We start from the raw sequence: 16,636 nt of genomic DNA, 5'->3' as shown, positions 1-16,636 counted from the left end.
GTTTCTCATAAGAATAGAAACGATAAACTTTTAGTCTTCATTAAAATACCTAAAGCGTTTATACTATTAAATCTTAAAAAATAGCAGGTCTTTAGGACTTTTTAAAAGACTATAAAAGTTCTTAAAAAGTCCACAAAAAAGCCCTCAAAAAGGGCAATAAATGACGAGTTCAGCAGGCAAGAAACTAGCACGGTCAAACGTGCTTTTTTTATTGCTGATTGCTGATAGGTATATTATAACACGATAAAGACGATAGGGCAAAATATCCCATCAAGATGATATACACTTACCTATATACTTCCAGCTCTCCGTTCTGGTGGATTCTCGCAAAGTTTAAAACAGCTATCTGTTTATATCGGTGGTAGCTAGTGTATTTTGTCCCAGCAATTTCTAAACATTCGCTTACTGTTTTCTTTCTCATATAGCAATAATGGATAATGAAGTATTTTCTGGCTCGTTTGTTCTCTATACTGTTGATGTCGTGGGCGAATATTTCCAACCCCTCACGGATTGCCTTTTCATGCTCACCGCTCAAACTCCACTGATCAGGTAAGACAAGCTTCCAAGACTCTTCATCTATCCTAACTTGGTTTTCACTTCCTGCCATCCTCTGAAATCTCAGAAAGTAAGTCATCCGCTTTCTGACGTTCATCATCGTTTTAAACTTATCCAGCTCCATTAGTTCGCTCCCTTGTGATATAATATTATTGAGATTATAGCTGAGGCGGAGCGCCTTGGCTTTTTTCGTATTCTAAGGCTTTTCCTTTTGAATCTCATCTTCCCAGACTGATTCAACCATTGCGCTCATGGCCTCTATAAATTTATCATCCTTAACTGGAGTTTCTTGATGGATGTTACTCTTAATCACACTGATTTCTGCTCGCAACTTCTCGTCCAGCAACTCCAAATCACGAAAAGCGCTATTATTCATCCCATGCAAAGCAGAAAGAAAGGCATTAAAATTACTAGATCTCAATCCACTTTCGATAATTTCAGATTTAGCTTTATTTTTTAGCCATTCATACTCATTAAAAGCCTGTTCTCTTGACCATAAAGCACGGTTTGAAAACTCTTTTAATAACTCTCTGTACCTTGTATTAACCTTATACTCTTTCAGCAACTTACTAGCCCTTGAATCTATCGTACTATCAGTCATCTTTTGGGCGTTATAAGCCCCTTTATATGCTTTTCTTTGAGATAGTCCAGCCACTAGTCCTTGGACAAATTTTTCTTGTCTCTGCGTTAACTTATCTGTCACATTAGTTCACCTCCTTAAGCGACAAAAAGGGGAAAACTCCCCCTTGTCTTAAGCGTTATCTTGCTCAGCTTGTAATACTGATTCTTCTACGTTGTAGTCAATGATTGCACCAATAGCATCACCATCTTCAATGTATTTAAAATTATAACGCTCGTACTCTGGATGTGCTTGCTGGTGCTCCTCCATTAGTTTAAAGAGTTCTACAATCGTCGGTACTGGTTCAATTTTGTGTCTGATTTGTCTCTTCATCTTTTAAAAATGCCCTTTCGCGTCATTATAAGTACGACCAAAAACTTGTTTATAATTTTCTTCTAAGAATGGTTTTACTGGATATGTTGGTACATAATCAATCAGTCCACCAACTGGAGAAATTCTAGCCCCCCCTGTACTGAAAGTAAATTCTCTCTTACCTTTCCCCACTTTGTAAGCCATAGCATGGTAAAGAGTTCGGAGTTTATCTGAATCAGCAATAATTTCATTATCAATCTGATCAATCTCTTTCATCAAATCCACGGCTTTATCATAAAGCGCCTTATGTTTTTTGTCAACCGTTGAATCTAGTTCATCGATTTTTGCCTTAAAATCTTCAAGGTTCATCAATGCTTCATTGTGTAAGTCTTCCAGCTTTTTAGCGTTCTTTTTTAATTTACTTTCAGCAATCCATAAATTATCCTTGGCATTGCGTAGCTTGTCTTTATCTACTTCATCAACCGCCTCATCGTGTTCACGTCGGGCGGTCGCTTGGTCTTGGAGCAACTGTGTTTTTTCTCGTTCAGCCTCAGCAATCGCATTTTCGTTTTGCGTGATCAATGCGTTTACTTCCTTAGTGATTTTATCTAGTGCTTTATCCATTTTTTGGGCTAGTTCTTGGCGCTTTTGCGCTTGTTCAATGTTGTTTGTGTTTTGTGTTTCTGTCATCTTATTCTTTCCTTTTCTGTTGTTTTTATTAATTTTAGAGTGCCATATCCAATCCAGTCACGGGGTCTCTATTGTAGTTCATCTACTTACATCCTCTCTACTCTATTCCTCAACTTCTTCATCTATTGGATTTTCGCTATTCTTGAAAACCTCACAAATGCGTTTAAAGTTGATATCTAGATTGTTATCCTCCAAATACTCAGCGATAAGCGTTCCGTTTTCCTTATATCTTAGTTTAATAGCTGGCACTAGATAAGTACCTCTCATATATCCAAATAAAGCTAGCCCTGCTATTTGTGCGTCTTCTAGGTTTCCAAATTCATAAGTAAATGTATGTTTTGGTGCGGTTTCTGAAAATACTTTTAATGTCATGTTGTTTTTCCTCTTTCTGTTTTAAGGGTGTCACTAGTAATTACACCGTCGCAAGGGGGTCGGTACTATCTACCCCATTTTATTTTAGGTTTTGGGCAAAGTGTAGCCGTTTTTGAATATCTATTGGCTACGCATTCCGCCTTACAGCCCCAAGGGTTTTCGCCTTGTGTAGCCGTGTAGCCGTTTCATCTCAGAAAAAAATAATATATAACGCATTAGGTATTTAATTAACTATACTTTTATAAAATATATATTTTGGCTACATTTATATTAAAAAGTCAGTAATATCAAGGGTTTAGGGGTGTAGCCATTTTTTTCGTCTTGTCTACACCTCTTTGAAACCCTTACAGTATCAAAGGTTTTCAGTGTAGCCGTTTTTTTATCTTTTGGCTACACTGTCTACACTTTATTTTTTTATTTTAGCAAATCCGCGCTTGACGCTTTTACCAAACCTTAAAGATTCTCTATATTCCCAGCCTTCTTTGTTTTGCATGATTTTCTTTACCTTATTTTTATCTTTGGGATTAGGGGAATTGTTCAAATAAACCTCAGAAAAGAATAAATTAACTACCACCTTATCCCTTTCCACCAGTTCCCCATACTTTTCAGTATCAAGATGAATCTCTACGCCATTAGTGCCCATATGGTAGCCGTGGTTCATCATGTCATGAATATAGTAGTGTCTTGTACTGTCTGTTGTTGGGAATTGATACATATTTTTAGGGTAGGGAGTTTCTAAATAACGCTCAACATCCTCAAGGATTTCATCTACAAACTTGTAACGGCTTCTAACCTCGTTTACTAGCTTTTCTTGGTCGTCTGTCAAGGTCAAAGATTTATTAGACTTCCAAGCTACCACCATAGCACCCCAAAAGGCTCTACGGTCTTTTTCCGTCCACTTCCTGCCCTTATAAGCGGTGTCCTTGTAGACTTCTGCAACCAGAAAGCGCCTTTCTCCTGTCAGGTCATTTAAATAATCATGGTCATTGGTTGCCCTCACGATAATAAAACTCTTAGGCAATCGTCTGTCACTTGAAGCGTAAGGCGGTCTAAACTCTAGCTTGGTTTCTGTGATGAATTTCTTCAATTCTGAAAAACTAGCCTTTTTGCTGGCCACCATCTCATCATCAAATACACACCAGTTTCTTACCATTCTAGCCTTGTCATCTTTGTCTGTGAAGGTCTCAACGGTTGTAAAATACTTGTGAGTGAAAAGCCCCTCAAAAAATTGGGTCTTTCCTACTCCCTGCCTTCCAGTCAAGTCCAGCACAAAGTCAAACTTGATGGTAGGGTCAAACACCTTGGCAACCGCTCCACGGAAAAACAAGTCCATGATAATACGGTTATATCCATCATCCTTAATATTGAGATAATGCCTTAAAATATCAAAGGGATCACGCTGATTCACTAACTCTTTATACTCGCTTTCACAAGATTCCAGATAGTCTTTTAAGGGATTGTAGCTGTGTTCTCCAGCTACCACTTCCAAAATATCCGCTATGTCAGGCTTTTTATAGTCCATCTTGTACTTGGTAGCAATATAAGCCCTAATCTCTCTGATAATCAGGTCATCGATTGCACCGCTCAGGATTCTACCGTTTAGCTTCATTGGTCTAGTCACGTCAATTTCATAAGTAAAGACGTTGTATTGTATAGCCCCTTTTAGCTTGCTATCTCCATTCAAAATCTTCTTGAGATTGTCCAAGTTGACTGCAAAGCCATCGCCTCTTGCTTTCTTTGCCAAGTTCAGGCTATTATGTTCCTCATCGGTCTCCCTTGCTTGGGTCAAGTCCACCACTTCAGGCGGTACTTTCTGCTTATCTTCTTCAATGATTTTATCTACAATGTCATTGCTATTCAAAAGCCACCTCCTTATAGAATTTTGTCGCTACTTCTAGAAAGTAGCTTGCTAAGTCTTTCCGTTTAACGATTGCTGAAAACAAGTCCACTAATTGGCCAAAACTGTAACCATTCACAAATAGCAAGCGGACAAAAAGTGAAGTCTCATACCTGGTATAAATGCCATTACAAATCAGGTCAAAAACCCAGCCTTTTAACTCCACTCCAAGCCCCTGCCGTTGCTCTGTCAATTTGTTTACCTCTAAATCTTTCAGGATCGTCAGCAAGTCAGGACTGGCCAAACCTATTTCTAAATCTCTGGTTAGTTCCCAGCCCTCTACTTCCTCACTCTCGTCTTTAACTACCACATACAAGCCTTTGTAGTGAAAAGCCGTCAGCGCCTCGCCTATTGGCTCAAAGTAGATAAATTTGTAGTAATTCCCATTCTTCCAAACTTGGGTTGGGGTAGACTTGAGAAAGCCAAACAAAGGCAATTTGTCAGCGGATAAAATTAACTCCAGCACCCTCATTTATCCACCCCCAGAAACTTCCAGATGTCAGTCACTAAATAGTAAATCATTCTAGAACCATCGTCAGGAGGTTGATAGCGTCTTAAACCCTGCCTTTCCCACTTATTTAGCGTGCTGTCACTAATTTTCAATTCCTCTTTGAGTTCAACTCTATTTATAAGCTTGGTCAGTCTCTGCGGTGCTTTCTCATGCGCTTCAAGGTATCTTTCCACTACCTCCAGAATGCCATGAGTTAGGTCATGCTCACTTTCTCGGCTTAGGCTAAACATATCCGCCCACCTCCTTCAAGGTTTCTTTGTAGCTCTCTAAATCAGCATTTAAAAGGACAGTTAGGCGTTTCTGTTCTTCCTGTACTTGGTTATAGAATGCTTTTGCTCCGTCCAGTAACTCCTCTTTGTTAGCAGGGATAAAATATCCTCTAAATGTCCCGTGTCGAACCCCAACAATAGGAACGCTATGGCGCGTGATTAGACGGCTGATAATATCTTGCACGGTTCTTTCTGCTAGCTTAGTGATCAGGCTGATTTCTGCCCCTGTTATGGAGTTCTCAGCCCCTACCTTGATTAATCTTAATACTCGTTTGTCATTCTCTGATAGACTCATTCAGTTCCTCCTCTCCTTTGCTTTTATTCAAAAAGGTTATTTGTCCGCTCGCTACCCCTCGCAAAATATCTTTTTGAGTTTCTATGATGGTATCAAGGGTTTTCAAAATAGCTGTCTTAGTCTCTAAATCCAACGTTTGTTTTGTCAACAAGCCCATAGTTACAGCTAACTTTGTTGCATTGTCCATACACGTAGCTAGAAAAATATCTTTTGTAAAATAAGGTTCATCTGGTATTTTTTCACTATCAAGGTATATCTTCACTATGTAACTCATTTCATTCCTCCGTAAACTCTTACCCCTGCAAGCTGGATATATCTCCCATAATCAGGGTTTAAATCCTCGCTAGGTGTTTCTATCGTCTGTTGGTTTTCTCGCTCAAATTGGGCGCTTTTTTTGCGGTCTAGGTGGTTTATATAAAGCAGTCAGCCAATCAATACCACCATAGAGATTACCGCCTGTGTATTGGTCAAATCTAATTCATTCATGTCATGCCCTCGCTTTGTAATTCTTGATAAATTTCGCTTGTTTAGGTTGTTCCATATTCAGCAAGTCGTCTTCGGCTTGTGCCATTTCTTTAATATATTTAGTCATGGTATGCCTCCAGCTCTTTAGCGTCGTCATTGTTCAAAAGCAAAAAGGCTATTTCATTTAGACGATCGTATAGCTTTTCATTCTGGGCGTATGCTGTATCAGTGTATTTTTTAGCAAGCCATAAGAACGTGGTTGTATCTTTCTGTAGTGCAAACTCAAGCCCTTCAAGAGCTAGGTTATTCATTTCTAAAACATTCATGATGTCGGTTAATTCGTTCCCTAATTCTGATAGTTTCTTAGCCGATAATAGAACTTGTTGGCTTGATGTTGCTTTTTTTGTTGTCATGTTTTTTACCTCTTTTTCTATCTTTTTATACTTGCCACGATGGCTTTTTAATGCTTTTTTTCCTGTCACATGCCCCACGCTCAGAGTCGCCAAATTGAAAGCGTGAGAAAGTACCAGTTTAAAGAGTTGGCGCTCTATGCTTTTCAAAACCTTTTCTAATTGCTTGCCTGCACTTCGGTTTTCTTAGTTTTTCTTCATTTCGTTTACGGCTTTATCTGCTAGCCGTTGCCATTGTTTTCTAAAATCTTGTTCATCTATCCGCCCATGCAGAAAGTCGCTCAGGGCGTAAGTTGCACGGCTGTAAAATTGCCTTGCTCGTTCGTATGCTGTCATCTGTTAGCCCTCCATCATGTCATAAAGTAGGGCGTAGTGCTTATCTGGGATTCTGTCCAAGGCTTTCAAGCCATCGTGTTCTGCTTTTTGTCTTGTTTCCGCCTTGACTGTGCTATCAAAGGCGATAGAAAAAGCGTTTAGCATTGCCTTGTATCGGTCTACACTCTTCAAATAGCGCCCACGGCCTGACAATTCCTTGTCTTCAAGCTCCTCTTTTATCGAATTGTCCAAAAGTTCAAACTTGGTATAAACCCCTTTTTCTACTTTGAAGTCTATCCGTTTGCTTTGTCTCAAACTGTAAAGATTAGTTCTGCAACTCTCTAAATTGCGGTAGCCCAATATTCCAGCGATTTCTTCTAGGTTTTTGCCCTCTAATTCAGGTAATTTTTCAGCAATATCCTTGAATTTTACTACTTGATGTTTCTTTCCCATTGTTTACCTTGTCTTTCTATGCTATAATCAAGGTATAGAAAAAATATCTATATTCTTGATCCAGTCGCTTGCTTCTGTCGCCAAACGTTCAGCAAGTGACTTTTTTTTGTTGTCGTTTTTAATCTTCATGTCTAGGTTTTTTATAAATCAGTTGACGGCTTTCCACTAACTCAGCGATAAAAGCTAGGTTATTGGCTATATTTTCTATCAAGTCGTCAAGTACCTCTTTATTTTCAGGTAATGCCATAGCTTCCGCCACACTCACGGCATCATCTAGCCATGTTTTAAATTCTTTAAAGTTCATTTCTTTGCTCCTTTTTTGTTGTCAATTCCCAGTGGTAAAGCACCACATGAGAAATCTGTAAATGTATTGTAGTATTGCGATTGGGTCGCTCCTTTCTATTCTTTCGTATCTAGAAATTCATCCAGCGTAACTCCCAAGTAACTAGATACTTTTTTCAATGTATCAAGACTTGGATTCTTTGCACGTTCATAGTACAAAGCCGTTAAAGTGCTTTTTGATAGTCCTGTTTCTCTTGCAACATCTGCCACCTTCAAGCGCTTCTTTGCTAAAATAACACGCATATTATTTTTCAAATACCTTACCCCTTTCCATTATCTTTAAAATCGACCTCCAGTAGAATAGATTGAAAAGTGTTGCTCTGGAGATTGGTGTAATTTTTGTTCAACTCTAGTTGACAAACTCATTATATTGCAATCATTGTGCAATGTCAAGAGAATTATTAAAAATAATTGCACTTTTTTTGCACCCTTTGAAATTAATCGTGATATAATACATTTGAAAGGGGTTTATATAAATGAATAGATTGAAAGAACTAAGACAAGAAAAAAAGCTAACTCAGCAAGAGTTAGCGAATGAAATAGGGGTCACAAAACGAACTTATATATATTGGGAAAAAGGTGAGCGCCAAATAAAAACAGACAAAGCGAAACAACTAGCTGATTTTTTTGGCGTACCTGTTGGATACCTGCTAGGCTATAGTTCTATTCCTCCGCTCTTAGAAAACCAATTGTCCGAGGAGGAAAAAGAAGAGTTAAGAAAAAACCCGCAATTGGCAAATGAATTATCAGACTTGGCTTGGCAAAAGTATACAGTAAAAATGAACGCCATCGAAAATAAGAAACACAAACCTGCTAGTATTGCAGAAATACAGAACCGACTTAATAGCCGATACGGAACGAACGTTCATGGAGATTCTGCATTTCTCGCATTTTCAGTTGGTGCTGGGGATCACGATTATGAATTTCTACGTTGGTTTGATGGATTACTTGATATTGATTCGATTGACGGAACTAATACCGCTGATCTGCTTTATAAATACATTATCTTAGATGATGATAGCAAACGGATAATAACCGAACTTATTGAAAAATTACCACAAATAAAAGCTGATTCTATTCTAGTAACAAATCACAACGATGATGAAACAAATTAAACTAAAATTTTAATCTATTTGAGAAATTATCAGTATATATAAAAAGGAGATTATCCATGAAAAAACTACTAACCACATCAGCAATCCTGTTTACTACTACTCTTCTAGTAGCTTGCTCTAACAATCAATCTGCTACCAAAGATAGCTCGGAGCAACCAAAAATGGAGCAAACTAAAGCAAAGGACAAACCTGCTTCTAAAAAGGCTACTAGCTTAGACGATTTTAAAAAAGCACTAGAAAGCAATGGCTTCACTATCAAATAAGAAATCTCAAAAGAAGCTAGTCTTATTCAAGCCGAATCAGGAAAAGGATTCATCTTAGAAGATGATACTGCTGTAGAGGTTTACGAATATTACGATAAGAACCCAATGTTTGAAGAAGCTAAGAAAGAAAAAGAGTTGATTGGACACCCTGCTTATATCTACGGGAATTATGTTGTTTTAGTGCTTAATGCTACAGACTCAAAAGATAAAATTTTAGAGAGTTTCAAAGGATTTGAATAAACAAAAAAATCCCCACGCTCTCAAGTTTGGCCAGTCTGAGCGTGTATAGAGGGAAATAAAAAAAGCATCGTTAATGTGACAATGGTTAACGAAGATTTTTATAAATTAACTGGTAGTTAATGAGGAAGGAAAAACTATGGGAAGTAATAGAACAAACGAAGAAATAGCTGTTTACACTGCCACGATAATACAAGAACTAGAGGATTATCTTCATCTCCTCCAGAGAATGGACGATGAAGGGAATAAACGATCTGATAAAATAGCGCAGTGGATAGAAAATTGGGTAAAATACTTAAAGATAGAACAAGTTTTTAATCCGCGAAGTATTCAGGCTTTAAAAAGAGGAAGTATCGTTTATGCTGATTTTGGTTTCAATGTTGGTAGAGAATATGGAGGTCTTCATTATGCAATAGTTCTGAATAAAATAGATGCACGTTCAAACCATCTTCTTCATGTATTGCCTTTGACCTCTGTAAAAGAAACAACTGATATATCTAATTTGAAATATTTTCAACTTCCAATTGGCAACGAAGTGTTTCAATTACTATCAAATAAAGCTTTGAAAAAAGTTAGAGAGTTATCTGAATTGTATGATCGTTTTTCAAAAAAAGATGGTGAATTGCGCGAAAAAGTTGTAATGGTTGAATCGTTAATCGAAGATAATAAAAAAACTTTGGAAATACTTAAAAACTTATCGAGTTCTGATATAGACGATTCTTCTATTAAGCAAATACTAACCATCAATAAAAATATAGACTTCGCAAGTGATCAGGCGGAGAAAATACGACAGGAGGCAAAAGAAAATGCAATTTTACTTGCAGAACTTAATGAGAAACTGGAGTATGCTAATAAATTTATCCTAAAAACACAAAATATGAACAAAGATAGTATTGTTCTATTGAATCAGGTTACAACAATTAGTAAAATGAGACTCCGTGATCCAAAAAATAATAATTCAATTTTGAATGGTATTGTACTTTCCGATGATACTATGGACAAAATAGATGAGGCACTGAAAAATATTTTTTAAAATCCGAGTATTTTTATTGACTTTTCTTAAAATTAGGGTTAGAATAGAATCATAAGGTCGCTTGACGACAAAATATATGATACTGTCCCAGGAGGACAATTCTAGCCCTGCTCTTATGAGTAGGGCTTTTAGTTTATTAAAAATCCCTGGAACCTCATCCCTAATATTTTTCTTTTAGGGTAGCCGAAAAGTCCGATTATACCAACAAAGGCGCGTGGATTCTCGAGCTTCGTTCGAGCTTCAAGCCTATATAAGCCCCATATCCGCCTTGTTTCCAACTCTGGTATTTATTTACCGTCTGACTACTTAAAAACGAAAATAAGGGGGTTCTCGTAGCCCCTCACATGGTATAACTTCAAAATCTTTTCTAATTGCTTGCCTGCTGATGGAAAAGGAGTAAAACCATGAAAATTACAGAATACAAAAAGAAAGATGGATCAGTAGTTTATCGTTCCAGCATTTATCTGGGCATCGATACCGTAACGAGTAAGAAAGTCAAGACGACTATATCAGGGCGAACTAAAAGGGAACTCAATAGCAAGGCTATCCAAGCCAAATTAGAGTTTGAAAAAGGAGGCTCAACAGTATATAAGGCGGTTCAAATCAATACCTATGCCGAACTGGTGGAGAATTGGCTAGAAACGTACTGCCATACAGTCAAAAAGTCAACACTTACAATAACTAAGGTAAGAATTAATAACTATCTACTTCCTGCCTTTGGAGACTACAAACTGGACAAGCTAACGCCCCCAGTTATTCAAAAGCAAGTCAATCAATGGGCAAAAGATTACAATCAACTAGGCAAAGGCTACCAAGAATATACGCAACTTAACTCGCTAAATAAACGCATACTTAAATACGCCGTATCGTTGCAAGTTATCTCCTTTAATCCTGCCCGTGATATTATCGTCCCACGGCGTAAAGCAAAAGAAGGGCAAAAACTGAAATATCTTGATGATGAGAATTTGAAAAAGTTCTTAGCTTATCTGGAGCAGTTACCAAACACTTACAAAAATTTCTACGATACAGTGCTATATAAGACGCTTTTAGCTACTGGTTTGCGTATTCGTGAGTGTTTAGCCTTGAAATGGTCTGATATTGACTTACAAAACGGTACACTAGACGTAAATAAGACTCTAAACTGTGAAAAGGAAGTCACCACCCCTAAAACAAAATCAAGCGTAAGAGTGATTGACTTAGATACCAAAACGGTACTCATGCTTCGGCTTTACAAAAATAGACAATCGCAAGTGGGTAGAGAAATAGGCTTGACTTATGAAAAAGTATTCCCTAATTATTTCGATGAATATAGAGACGCTAGGACGCTTAGACATAGACTTGAGAAACATTTAAAACTTTCTAACTGCCCTCGTTTAACTTTCCACGCCTTCCGTCACACTCACGCTAGTATCTTACTCAACGCTGGCCTGCCTTACAAAGAAATACAAACAAGACTTGGTCATTCTCAAATTTCAATAACCATGGATACTTATAGCCACTTGTCCAAAGACAACAAGAAAAACGCTACTTCATTTTATGAAAAAGCCATTGAAAAATTAAAAAGTTCCTAAAAAGTCCACAAAAAGTTTAAAAACTCACTAGCTCAATTGTGAAATGTAGCTATATCAAAGGCTTTACACATCCTAATTGAAATTTAGCACGTTTCTCATAAAAATGAAAAAAGTCTGACGATTTTGTCAGACCAAAATAATATAACCTTAAAAAGAGAAGAACAATTCTTCCCTCCAACTATCATTATTTAGCTGCTACGTACAATTCATCTACTTTGTTCCAGTTGATCACTGAGAAGAAAGCTTTAATGTAGTCAGGACGCACGTTGCGGTATTTCACGTAGTAAGCATGTTCCCAAACGTCCAAGCCCAAGATTGGTTTTTTGCCTTCTGAGATTGGTGTGTCTTGGTTTGCTGTTGAAGTCACTTCAAGCTTCCCTTCTTTGTTGACAACCAACCATGCCCAGCCAGAACCAAAACGAGTTGTTGCTGCTGCAGTGAAGGCTGCTTGGAATTCTTCAAATGAACCAAATGTTGCATCGATTGCTGCTGCAAGTTCTACTGATGGAGCTGTTTTTTCAGGAGTCATCAATTCCCAGAAAAGAGCGTGGTTCAAGTGTCCACCACCATTGTTGATAAGCGCTTGACGGATATCAGCTGGGATAGATTCTACATCAGCAAGTAAAGCTTCAAGGTCTTCACCGATTTCAGGGTGTTTTTCAAGAGCTGCATTGGCATTGTTGACATAAGTTTGATGGTGTTTGTCATGGTGCAAGTGCATTGTTTCCGCATCAATGTATGGTTCCAAAGCGTCGTATGCATATGGAAGATCTGGTAAGATAATAGCCATCTGTAATACCTCTTTTTCTTTCTATATGAAAATGATAACGCAAACATTCACTTTTTTCAAGTTTTTTGCTTATAGATGAAGAAATCACTGAAATACTTTCTAATAATACTCTTCGAAAATCTCTTCAAACCGCGTCAACGTCGCCTTGCCGTAGATATGGTTACTGACTTCGTCAGTTTCATCCGCAACCTCAAAAACATGTTTTGAGCTGACTTCGTCAATCTTATCTACAACCTCAAAGCAGTGCTTTAAGCAACCTGCGGCTAGTTTCCTAGTTTGCTCTTTGATTTTCATTGAGTATAAAACAAGCAAATCAGCAAGAAACCCACGACAAGATAATGTTGACGCGGGTTATAGTTTCAAAAAATATCAATTGACCTGACTAGCAATCTGTAGGAGTACCTTTTCAAAAAGGAAACTCTTTTCATAAAGACCTGTCTTAATCTGATAGTCTGTCTCAATCAAATAAGAAATAGCTTGCTTCAAAAAGCTCAAGGAAAGTCCTCGCGCATCTCTCAACGCAAACTTGATTTGATAGGGATTAGGATTACGTCCGAGATAACTACCTAAACCACTTGCAATCTGCGATTCTGCTTGCCCAGACTCCGCCAAAATCTTCACCTGAGTAAAAGTCCGAAATTGTCCTAGCATAACGGCAATCAACTTAATTTCATCTTCCCCTTGCAAGGTCAAATCTCTAACCAAGTCACGCGCCTGGTCCATCTTTTTAGTCAGAATAAACTGAGTTAAATCAAAAATATTGTCCTGCAAGGTCTTGGGAATTGCGTTAACAATATCCTCTTCCTCGATAACAGAGTCTTCTTTATAGGACTGTAAAAAGAGGAGATTTTTCTGAATTTCACTAAATTGAAAACCCGACTTGATGAGGAGATTTTCAAAAGAATGATTGGTAAACTGCAGACCTTGTTTCTGACTCCACTTTTGGAAATACTGACGCAATTCTTGTTCTTTGGCTTCTACTGCATCAAAGACCTTGGCATCACGCTTCAGTAATTTAACCAACCGTCTTTTGCTATCCAGCTTTCCTTCCGCAAAGATTACCAACTTGGTTGTTGGCGAAGGATTGTCAAGGTATTCCTCAAACGACTTAAGTTCATCATCTGTTAAAAAGCGTTTCTTGCCTGTTGTCATATCGACAAAATGGTCTAATATCACGATTTTTTCATCGGCAAAGAAAGGAAGGCTGACCAACTCCAGTTCAACATCCTTGTAAACCACTTCTTTCATATCAAAGTAGGCAAAGTTGAGGTCAGCAGAATCATAGCCAATCTGTTTCAATACTTGACTCTTCATCACTTCAAACTGACCCTGGTCTATGCCTGTAAACAGGCTCAGGCTCGGTAAATTTGATAAAGTCAACTTCTGGCTTTCTTCAATGGCTAGCATCTTCTCTCCTTTCTTCTGATTTTTAGATTTAATTTAATCAATATAGCGCAATTTCCCACGGAAATCTTCTAGGCTCTCGTACCCTTTTTCCACCATGATAGCTTTTAGTTCATTGGTAATGCGGTCAAAAGCACCAACTCCTTCTTTGTGAAGGGTGGTTCCCACCTGCACCATACTGGCTCCACAGAGGATATGTTCAAAGGCATCTCGACCAGTCAGAACGCCACCTGTTCCGATAATTTGGATTTGAGGATTTAAGCGTTGGTAGAAAGCATGAACATTGGCTAGAGCAGTCGGTTTGATGTACTCTCCCCCAATCCCACCGAAACCATTTTTAGGACGAATAACGACAGACTCATCTTCTATATAAAGGCCGTTTCCGATAGAGTTGACGCAGTTGACAAACTTGAGAGGATACTTGTTGAAAATAGCTGCCGCTTGGTCAAAGTGAACAATATCAAAATATGGTGGCAATTTAATTCCAAGAGGTTTGGTGAAGTAGGCAAACACCTCTGCCAAAATCCGGTCTGTTGTCTCAAAATCATAGGCAATCTGAGGTTTACCTGGAACATTTGGGCAGGAGAGATTTAGCTCAGTCAGACCACGAAACTCACTCTCTTGGACTTTTTTCAAGATAGTATGGGTTTCCTCTGGAGACATGCCAACTAGAGATAAAAAGAAAGTTCTGTTTGACTCTTTTTCCTGCAAGTCCAAAAGATAGTCCAAATAATAGTCTAAGCCCTTATTCGGCAAGCCCATAGAGTTGATAGAACCAAGTGGGACATCTTGATAGCGTGGCTCAGGATTTCCCTGACGAAATTCCAAGGTCGCTGTCTTAGTGACAAAGGTTCCTGCCGCTGAGTTTTTAACTCCTTCTAACTCCTCTATCGTCATACAAGCCACACCTGCTGCATTCATCAAGCAATTGTCAAACTCAAAACCAGCAATTTGTGATTTTGTTGATACCATGATTCTAATCCTCCAGATTCCTTTTATTGCTAATATTATACCACAGTTTTAATTCTAGGTTTACTAGATTCTATGGTTCTATCTATTTATTCGGAAAAGAAAGTCTAGTGCAGAAGTCATGCTATGGAAACAGCTAGTGTATTGGAAGTTTGAACAAGGCTTGGGTAACAGACTTTTGAATGAAGTCCAAGCAACAAGGAGAAATCTCAACCATGAGTCCATTCCATGACTCTGTTGCTATAGAAAACCTTGCAATAGTCAAGTGATAACGAATAAAACTTTGGATTGAAATATCCCCATGATTATCTATTACAAGGAGAAATCTCAACCTTTATCATTTTTAAAGAAATACATGTAAATCTCTACTTTCGCAAAATGGATTTTCAGAACAGTATCCCAGTATAGTTAAAAACTATAAAAAAGAGAGGAAGTTCCCCTCTTAAGATTTTATTTGACTGCTTCTTTTAAAGCATCTACCTTGTCCAAACGTTCCCATGGAAGATCAATATCTGTACGTCCCATGTGTCCATAAGCTGCTGTTTGACGGTAAATTGGACGCTTAAGTTCCAGCATTTGGATAATTCCTGCAGGGCGAAGGTCAAAGATTTGACGCGCTGCTTTTTCAAGCTTGCTTTCAGCTACTGTTCCTGTACCGAAGGTATCGATACGAACAGAAACAGGCTGGGCAACACCGATAGCATAGGCCAATTGCACTTCTGCCTTCTTAGCAAGACCTGCTGCAACGATATTCTTGGCAATATAACGAGCCGCATAAGAAGCTGAACGGTCCACCTTAGTCGCATCTTTACCAGAGAAGGCACCACCACCGTGACGAGAGTAGCCACCATAGGTATCCACGATAATCTTACGACCAGTCAAGCCTGAGTCTCCTTGAGGTCCACCGATTACAAAGCGACCAGTTGGGTTGATGAAGAATTTGGTTTGCTCATCCAAGTAAGAGGCTGGAATAACCTCTTTGATAACCTTGTTAATGACATCATTGTGAATTTGTTCGTTGCTGACTTCTGGATCGTGCTGAGTTGAAATAACAACTGTGTCCACACGTACTGGACGGTCATTTTCATCATACTCAACTGTAACTTGTGATTTAGCATCTGGGCGAAGATAGCTAATTTCCCCATACTTACGAAGTTCTGCCAGACGACGAACCAACTTATGACTGAGTGAAATTGGCAATGGCATGAGCTCTTCTGTTTCATCCACTGCAAATCCAAACATAAGCCCTTGGTCTCCAGCACCAATCAAATCAAGTGGATCTTGGTCTGCATTTCCACGAACCTCCAAGGCTTCGTTAACACCTTGAGCAATATCAGGTGATTGCTCAACAAGTGACGGATGGACTCCCACTGTCTCAGCAGAAAAACCATATTCTGTATTGGTGTAGCCAATCTCTGCAATGGTATCACGAACCACACGGTTAATATCCACATAGGCATTTGTAGAAATTTCACCAAAAACGTGGACGGAACCAGTATATACAGCTGTCTCAGCAGCAACGTGCGCTTCTGGATCCTCTGCTAAAATAGCATCCAAAATCGCATCTGAAATTTGGTCTGCAATCTTATCTGGATGCCCCTCAGATACAGACTCAGACGTGAATAATTTACGTTCTGACATAAAAATGTCCCCCCTTAAAAATAGTGTTATAGAGTTACAAAGTACTGATAGAAATCCCTATCATCCACGAGTTGCGACTCGAAAGAAATAAAAACGACACTTTTTTAT

Annotated in this window: 24 protein-coding genes; 5 read left to right on the top strand and 19 right to left on the bottom strand. The window is 38.5% G+C overall.

The window, feature by feature from the left end; genetic code table 11:
* Nucleotides 1-286 precede the first annotated feature (286 nt).
* The 15 genes from HT728_RS03255 to HT728_RS03180 form a co-directional block, all read right to left on the bottom strand.
* Nucleotides 287-679: a transcriptional regulator gene (locus tag HT728_RS03255; RefSeq protein ID WP_173233755.1), complete on the bottom strand. Its 393-nt coding sequence runs from the start codon at nucleotides 677-679 to the stop codon at nucleotides 287-289.
* 72 nt (nucleotides 680-751) lie between these two features.
* On the bottom strand, nucleotides 752-1,258 hold the full coding sequence (locus HT728_RS03250) for a terminase small subunit (RefSeq protein WP_173233753.1): 507 nt from the start codon (nucleotides 1,256-1,258) through the stop codon (nucleotides 752-754).
* A gap of 48 nt (nucleotides 1,259-1,306) precedes the next feature.
* Nucleotides 1,307-1,507 carry a hypothetical protein gene (locus HT728_RS03245; protein ID WP_023947511.1) on the bottom strand — a complete coding sequence of 67 codons (201 nt, stop codon included), beginning with the start codon at nucleotides 1,505-1,507 and terminating at the stop codon, nucleotides 1,307-1,309.
* 3 nt (nucleotides 1,508-1,510) lie between these two features.
* Nucleotides 1,511-2,176 carry a hypothetical protein gene (locus HT728_RS03240; RefSeq protein WP_173233751.1) on the bottom strand — a complete coding sequence of 222 codons (666 nt, stop codon included), beginning with the start codon at nucleotides 2,174-2,176 and terminating at the stop codon, nucleotides 1,511-1,513.
* A gap of 102 nt (nucleotides 2,177-2,278) precedes the next feature.
* A complete protein-coding gene (locus tag HT728_RS03235) occupies nucleotides 2,279-2,548 on the bottom strand; it encodes a hypothetical protein (RefSeq protein ID WP_049512058.1) in 270 nt (89 codons plus the stop codon).
* A gap of 406 nt (nucleotides 2,549-2,954) precedes the next feature.
* Complete coding sequence (locus HT728_RS03230) at nucleotides 2,955-4,409, bottom strand: virulence-associated E family protein (RefSeq protein ID WP_173233748.1); 1,455 nt, start codon at nucleotides 4,407-4,409, stop codon at nucleotides 2,955-2,957.
* Nucleotides 4,402-4,917, bottom strand: coding sequence for a hypothetical protein (locus tag HT728_RS03225; RefSeq protein WP_173233746.1), 516 nt, complete (start codon nucleotides 4,915-4,917; stop codon nucleotides 4,402-4,404). Before HT728_RS03225 ends, HT728_RS03230 begins: the two co-directional genes overlap by 8 nt.
* Complete coding sequence (locus HT728_RS03220) at nucleotides 4,914-5,186, bottom strand: hypothetical protein (RefSeq protein WP_173233744.1); 273 nt, start codon at nucleotides 5,184-5,186, stop codon at nucleotides 4,914-4,916. Before HT728_RS03220 ends, HT728_RS03225 begins: the two co-directional genes overlap by 4 nt.
* Complete coding sequence (locus HT728_RS03215) at nucleotides 5,179-5,520, bottom strand: hypothetical protein (RefSeq protein ID WP_000058832.1); 342 nt, start codon at nucleotides 5,518-5,520, stop codon at nucleotides 5,179-5,181. Before HT728_RS03215 ends, HT728_RS03220 begins: the two co-directional genes overlap by 8 nt.
* On the bottom strand, nucleotides 5,501-5,794 hold the full coding sequence (locus tag HT728_RS03210) for a hypothetical protein (protein WP_173233742.1): 294 nt from the start codon (nucleotides 5,792-5,794) through the stop codon (nucleotides 5,501-5,503). The genes HT728_RS03215 and HT728_RS03210 overlap by 20 nt, the downstream gene beginning before the upstream one ends.
* A 310-nt stretch (nucleotides 5,795-6,104) precedes the next feature.
* Nucleotides 6,105-6,398 carry a hypothetical protein gene (locus HT728_RS03200; protein WP_173234113.1) on the bottom strand — a complete coding sequence of 98 codons (294 nt, stop codon included), beginning with the start codon at nucleotides 6,396-6,398 and terminating at the stop codon, nucleotides 6,105-6,107.
* Between the two features lie 183 nt (nucleotides 6,399-6,581).
* Complete coding sequence (locus HT728_RS03195) at nucleotides 6,582-6,731, bottom strand: hypothetical protein (protein ID WP_173233740.1); 150 nt, start codon at nucleotides 6,729-6,731, stop codon at nucleotides 6,582-6,584.
* Nucleotides 6,732-6,734: 3 nt separating this feature from the next.
* The gene (locus tag HT728_RS03190) at nucleotides 6,735-7,163 is read right to left on the bottom strand and encodes a hypothetical protein (protein WP_173233738.1); all 429 of its coding nucleotides are present in this window, start codon (nucleotides 7,161-7,163) and stop codon (nucleotides 6,735-6,737) included.
* A 118-nt stretch (nucleotides 7,164-7,281) separates the two neighbouring features.
* Nucleotides 7,282-7,467, bottom strand: coding sequence for a hypothetical protein (locus HT728_RS03185; protein WP_173233736.1), 186 nt, complete (start codon nucleotides 7,465-7,467; stop codon nucleotides 7,282-7,284).
* Nucleotides 7,468-7,562: 95 nt separating this feature from the next.
* Nucleotides 7,563-7,760: a helix-turn-helix transcriptional regulator gene (locus HT728_RS03180; RefSeq protein ID WP_049512034.1), complete on the bottom strand. Its 198-nt coding sequence runs from the start codon at nucleotides 7,758-7,760 to the stop codon at nucleotides 7,563-7,565.
* 221 nt (nucleotides 7,761-7,981) lie between these two features.
* Between HT728_RS03180 and HT728_RS10585 the strand changes: the two genes are divergently transcribed.
* The 5 genes from HT728_RS10585 (at nucleotide 7,982) to HT728_RS03160 (ending at nucleotide 11,724) form a co-directional block, all read left to right on the top strand.
* Complete coding sequence (locus HT728_RS10585; protein ID WP_240148999.1) at nucleotides 7,982-8,620, top strand: helix-turn-helix transcriptional regulator; 639 nt, start codon at nucleotides 7,982-7,984, stop codon at nucleotides 8,618-8,620.
* A gap of 56 nt (nucleotides 8,621-8,676) precedes the next feature.
* Complete coding sequence (locus HT728_RS03170; RefSeq protein ID WP_173233635.1) at nucleotides 8,677-8,883, top strand: hypothetical protein; 207 nt, start codon at nucleotides 8,677-8,679, stop codon at nucleotides 8,881-8,883.
* Nucleotides 8,884-8,988: 105 nt separating this feature from the next.
* On the top strand, nucleotides 8,989-9,123 hold the full coding sequence (locus tag HT728_RS10730; protein ID WP_275690476.1) for a hypothetical protein: 135 nt from the start codon (nucleotides 8,989-8,991) through the stop codon (nucleotides 9,121-9,123).
* Nucleotides 9,124-9,259: 136 nt separating this feature from the next.
* Nucleotides 9,260-10,153 (top strand): type II toxin-antitoxin system PemK/MazF family toxin, encoded by an 894-nt coding sequence (locus HT728_RS03165; protein ID WP_045762569.1) that lies wholly within the window; start codon nucleotides 9,260-9,262, stop codon nucleotides 10,151-10,153.
* Between the two features lie 404 nt (nucleotides 10,154-10,557).
* The gene (locus HT728_RS03160) at nucleotides 10,558-11,724 is read left to right on the top strand and encodes a site-specific integrase (RefSeq protein WP_173233734.1); all 1,167 of its coding nucleotides are present in this window, start codon (nucleotides 10,558-10,560) and stop codon (nucleotides 11,722-11,724) included.
* Nucleotides 11,725-11,908: 184 nt separating this feature from the next.
* Here the strand turns inward: HT728_RS03160 and sodA are convergent, their stop codons facing one another.
* The 4 genes from sodA to metK all read right to left on the bottom strand — a co-directional run bounded on the left by sodA (nucleotide 11,909) and on the right by metK (nucleotide 16,528).
* Complete coding sequence (gene sodA, locus HT728_RS03155; protein ID WP_173233732.1) at nucleotides 11,909-12,514, bottom strand: superoxide dismutase SodA; 606 nt, start codon at nucleotides 12,512-12,514, stop codon at nucleotides 11,909-11,911.
* A gap of 369 nt (nucleotides 12,515-12,883) precedes the next feature.
* The gene (gene holA, locus HT728_RS03150) at nucleotides 12,884-13,921 is read right to left on the bottom strand and encodes a DNA polymerase III subunit delta (protein WP_173233730.1); all 1,038 of its coding nucleotides are present in this window, start codon (nucleotides 13,919-13,921) and stop codon (nucleotides 12,884-12,886) included.
* Between the two features lie 33 nt (nucleotides 13,922-13,954).
* Nucleotides 13,955-14,890: a dihydroorotate oxidase gene (locus HT728_RS03145; protein WP_173217648.1), complete on the bottom strand. Its 936-nt coding sequence runs from the start codon at nucleotides 14,888-14,890 to the stop codon at nucleotides 13,955-13,957.
* A 447-nt stretch (nucleotides 14,891-15,337) separates the two neighbouring features.
* Nucleotides 15,338-16,528 (bottom strand): methionine adenosyltransferase, encoded by a 1,191-nt coding sequence (gene metK / locus HT728_RS03140; protein ID WP_173217650.1) that lies wholly within the window; start codon nucleotides 16,526-16,528, stop codon nucleotides 15,338-15,340.
* Nucleotides 16,529-16,636 lie beyond the last annotated feature (108 nt).

Source organism: Streptococcus sp. 544, from assembly GCF_013277385.1.
Lineage (GTDB): Bacteria > Bacillota > Bacilli > Lactobacillales > Streptococcaceae > Streptococcus > Streptococcus mitis_BA.
This window is presented reverse-complemented; position numbering and strand designations above follow the sequence as displayed.